Annotated in this window: 4 protein-coding genes; 1 reads left to right on the forward strand and 3 read right to left on the reverse strand. The window is 35.6% G+C overall.

Annotation, left to right across the window (positions count from 1 at the left end; all coding sequences use genetic code 11):
* The coding region (locus tag GSY74_RS06820) for a hypothetical protein (RefSeq protein WP_164664355.1) at nucleotides 1–351 on the forward strand (351 nt) is incomplete at its 5' end.
* A gap of 27 nt (nucleotides 352–378) precedes the next feature.
* Here the strand turns inward: GSY74_RS06820 and GSY74_RS06825 are convergent.
* The 3 genes from GSY74_RS06825 to mtnA all read right to left on the reverse strand — a co-directional run bounded on the left by GSY74_RS06825 (nucleotide 379) and on the right by mtnA (nucleotide 3,193).
* On the reverse strand, nucleotides 379–1,203 hold the full coding sequence (locus GSY74_RS06825; protein ID WP_164664356.1) for a Sir2 family NAD-dependent protein deacetylase: 825 nt from the start codon (nucleotides 1,201–1,203) through the stop codon (nucleotides 379–381).
* A gap of 293 nt (nucleotides 1,204–1,496) precedes the next feature.
* On the reverse strand, nucleotides 1,497–2,105 hold the full coding sequence (locus GSY74_RS06830) for a class II aldolase/adducin family protein (protein WP_164664357.1): 609 nt from the start codon (nucleotides 2,103–2,105) through the stop codon (nucleotides 1,497–1,499).
* Nucleotides 2,102–3,193, reverse strand: coding sequence for an S-methyl-5-thioribose-1-phosphate isomerase (mtnA, locus tag GSY74_RS06835; RefSeq protein WP_164664358.1), 1,092 nt, complete (start codon nucleotides 3,191–3,193; stop codon nucleotides 2,102–2,104). The genes GSY74_RS06830 and mtnA overlap by 4 nt, the downstream gene beginning before the upstream one ends.
* Nucleotides 3,194–3,417 lie beyond the last annotated feature (224 nt).

Consider the following 3,417-nt stretch of genomic DNA (forward strand, 5'->3'; position numbering starts at 1 on the left):
AAAAGAAATTTACAAGACAGATATTACAGAAAACAGAAAGAGAGACAGATAGGAAAAGATAAGATAAAAAAAGTACCAAAAAGTTTTTTTGCTCAAGAGATTCATCTATCCAACTATATAAACTTATCTGAAAACTCCATAAATACTATTGTGTTTTTAGCTTTTATACTTATCCCTTATATTACAGGCTTGTTATTTATATTTTTGATAATTGCAAAGGCTAATCTAGCAATATTCCATGAGATAAATATAGATGAATACTTCGTCTATTGGTCTATCGGATATGAGGTGTTGGCATCTATATTGCTTATGATTATAATCAAGAGTTCGATAAACTTTAATAGACGCTAATATCTGTTTGTTCGATTCATATCGAACCTACAATAAACTCTCCAACCCCTCCAAACCACCAAGAGCAATACCCACACCAATAGCATCATCTATCTGATAATCCCTTGGATTAATCCGAACAACAAAACCATCAAGCTCTATAGCACTGTACTCACTCTCATATCGAACCGTAGGAATATGCTCCCCAGCACCTATCTCTATAATAGCCAACTTATAACTATTTTCATAAACATTAGCTTTAAAATCATCCAACCTAGCAGACTGCACAGCACTTCTCTCACCACTCCATCCCCAATCATCAAACATGAGAATATTTGGTCTAGCTATCCTATCGCACTCTGGACATTTTGGTAGATTCAAAGCTTCAAATTTCACCATATCAACAGCTACCTCTTCATTTTTAGCAGAGTATATCTCTTTGGCACAATATGTACATTGAAAATGGTGGATACTACCATGACACTCATAGATTTTATCTCTATCAAACCCCGCTTTTTGGAACTGTCCATCTACATTAGAGGTAAAGATAAAATAATCTTTTTTACTATCAACTAACTCTTTTAATATACGAAACCCATCATGTGGAACAGTAGCACGATAAAGATTCAACCGATGCCCATAAAATGCCCATGCTAGATGAGGATTGCTATCAAACCATTGAGGATTTGCCATATCTACAAAACTATGACCCAATTTTCTTATAACAGGGTAAGCTCTCCAAAACCCCTCATTGCCTCTGAAATCAGGCAGACCACTATCTACACCCATTCCTGCACCTGCTGTTATTAGGATTGCATCTGCATTTTTTATATACTCTTTTGCTTTTTCTATTTGATTATTTTGATTGTTCATTCTTAGTAGCCCTATACAACTTATATTAATTACTATTCATCACCAAATCAAAGGAGGTCAAAATGGTATGGCTTAAATATGATTCATTTTAATAAAAAATTTGATGATGAAAAGTAATATAAAGATTAAGTATTACTACTCCGAGTGTTTTCAAAAGGAGGTTCACACGATAATAAGTACTCTAAACAGATTGTAAGCTATTTTAGATGTCAAAGAGTAATACTTTATTTCCTTATGTTTGAATTATAACAACAATAAACACAAATAAACCTTAAACCACTAAAAAAATTTTACTAATTTTCATTTTTAATAATATCTCCTACTATTTCAAACAAAATCATCTCAGCTTCCAATAAATTTTTACCAAAAATCATCACTCCTTCTTCATGTCCTGCCATAACAAATTTGGGATTGCTAAGAGGGTCAATATCTGAAAAAATTCTATTAACCTCATCTATCATATCCACCGAACCATACTCCACAACAGCCGTTTTGAGATAACTCCCATCTAACATAAATCTCCACACTCTTTTAGAGTGAATATGAACAACAGCCCCTATCTCATCACTAAGATTATAGATAGTTCCATGAGTTAGTGCCTCGCTACTTGGCTTGATAGCTCCTGATGATTTCAGATAGAACTTCTTATTATCATACTCCTCTATCAGAGAGTAGTGGTTGGCATTTAGATTTTTGAGGTGACCTGTCTGTGTACCTGTAATCACAAAAGAGTCTCTATCTACTCTTTGGGAGATATTACCATATCCAATCCCATTAGCTACACCAATAAGCCCCAAAGCCAAAAGTCGGCTTCGCACTGCCTCTATCTCAATAAATTGTGACTCTTCTAGTGGAGATGATTGTTGAAAATCAAAATTGTATTTTATAATCCCATCTATCATATCAAATCACCAAACATCTCTATTATCGCCTCAACAGTAGCTTCACAATCACCTCGTTCCGTTATCAAACCAGTGATAAGTCTAGCAGGAGTCACATCAAAACCATAGTTAAGTGCAGATGATTTGGACTGAACTATCTGAATCTCTTGAACCTCTCCATCGCTGTTAAGTCCGCTTATAAACTTCACCTCATCTTCATTGCGAATCTCTATAGGTATCCCCTCTACACCATCTAAAATTTCAAAATCAAAAGTTGAAGCAGGAAGAGCAATATAGAAAGGAATATCGTTATCCTTAGCAGCCAAAGCTTTGAGATAAGTTCCTATCTTGTTGGCACTATCTCCATTTCTAGCTACTCTATCAGCACCAGTAATGACCATATCCACCATAGATTGTTGCATCAGATGACCACCTGTATTGTCAGCTATAACCGTATGCTCTATCCCTGCTTTTGAGAGTTCCCATGCGGTCAAGTTTGCCCCTTGATTTCGTGGTCGAGTCTCATCTACCCATACATGAATCTTGATGTCTCGCTTCTGTGCCTCATAGATAGGAGCCAAAGCTGTACCACTATCAACGATAGCCAACCAACCAGCATTACAGTGTGTCAAAATATTAAAACTATCAAGCCCACGACTCAACATTATCTCTTCGATAATATCAGCCCCATACTCGGCTATTTTTTGGCTTCGTTCACAATCCTCATCAGCGATTTTAATAGCTTCATTTTTCAGAGCTTTGATAAGATTCATGGGTTTTAATTTACTCTTTTTATGGGCAAGTCCCATCATCCTATCGACTGCCCACATGAGATTAACAGCTGTTGGTCTAGACTCTCTAATCTCCTTAGATAGCTCCTCTATCCTCACCATATCACCATCAGACTCTCGTGCAGCAAGATATACCCCAAAAGCAGCGACATTACCAATCACCCCTGCCCCACGAACAGTCATATTAGCAATAGCTTCAACACTCTGTTGTGCTGTTGTTATAGTCACAGTTTTCTCTTCAAAGGGTAACAACCTTTGGTCAAGAACCACCAAATTATCATCTTCATCTAGCCATAATGCTCTGTATTTTCCATTCATAATATATCCTAATGATTTTTGTTTAAAATTATGATATTATATAGCTTGAAACTTAAACTTCCTTAATCCAAGGATTGAAGATAAGAGATTGGTTGAGATTTTATTAGCTAAAGGTGTGAATTAGGAGTACAAAGATAACTCTTTCTGAATTTCATAAAGCTTCTCTTTTGATAAGTTAGTAACTTTTGCTATCACATCTATATCAATGTTCAAACAAAATATCC

The organism is Sulfurovum sp. bin170 (assembly GCF_010892395.1).
GTDB lineage: Bacteria > Campylobacterota > Campylobacteria > Campylobacterales > Sulfurovaceae > UBA1140.

What these genes read in the sequence shown, in the direction of transcription:
- mtnA (WP_164664358.1), bottom strand. Translation starts at nt 3,193, where the DNA reads ATGAATGGAAAATACAGAGCATTATGGCTAGATGAAGATGATAATTTG.
- GSY74_RS06825 (WP_164664356.1), bottom strand. Translation starts at nt 1,203, where the DNA reads ATGAACAATCAAAATAATCAAATAGAAAAAGCAAAAGAGTATATAAAA.
- GSY74_RS06830 (WP_164664357.1), bottom strand. Translation starts at nt 2,105, where the DNA reads ATGATAGATGGGATTATAAAATACAATTTTGATTTTCAACAATCATCT.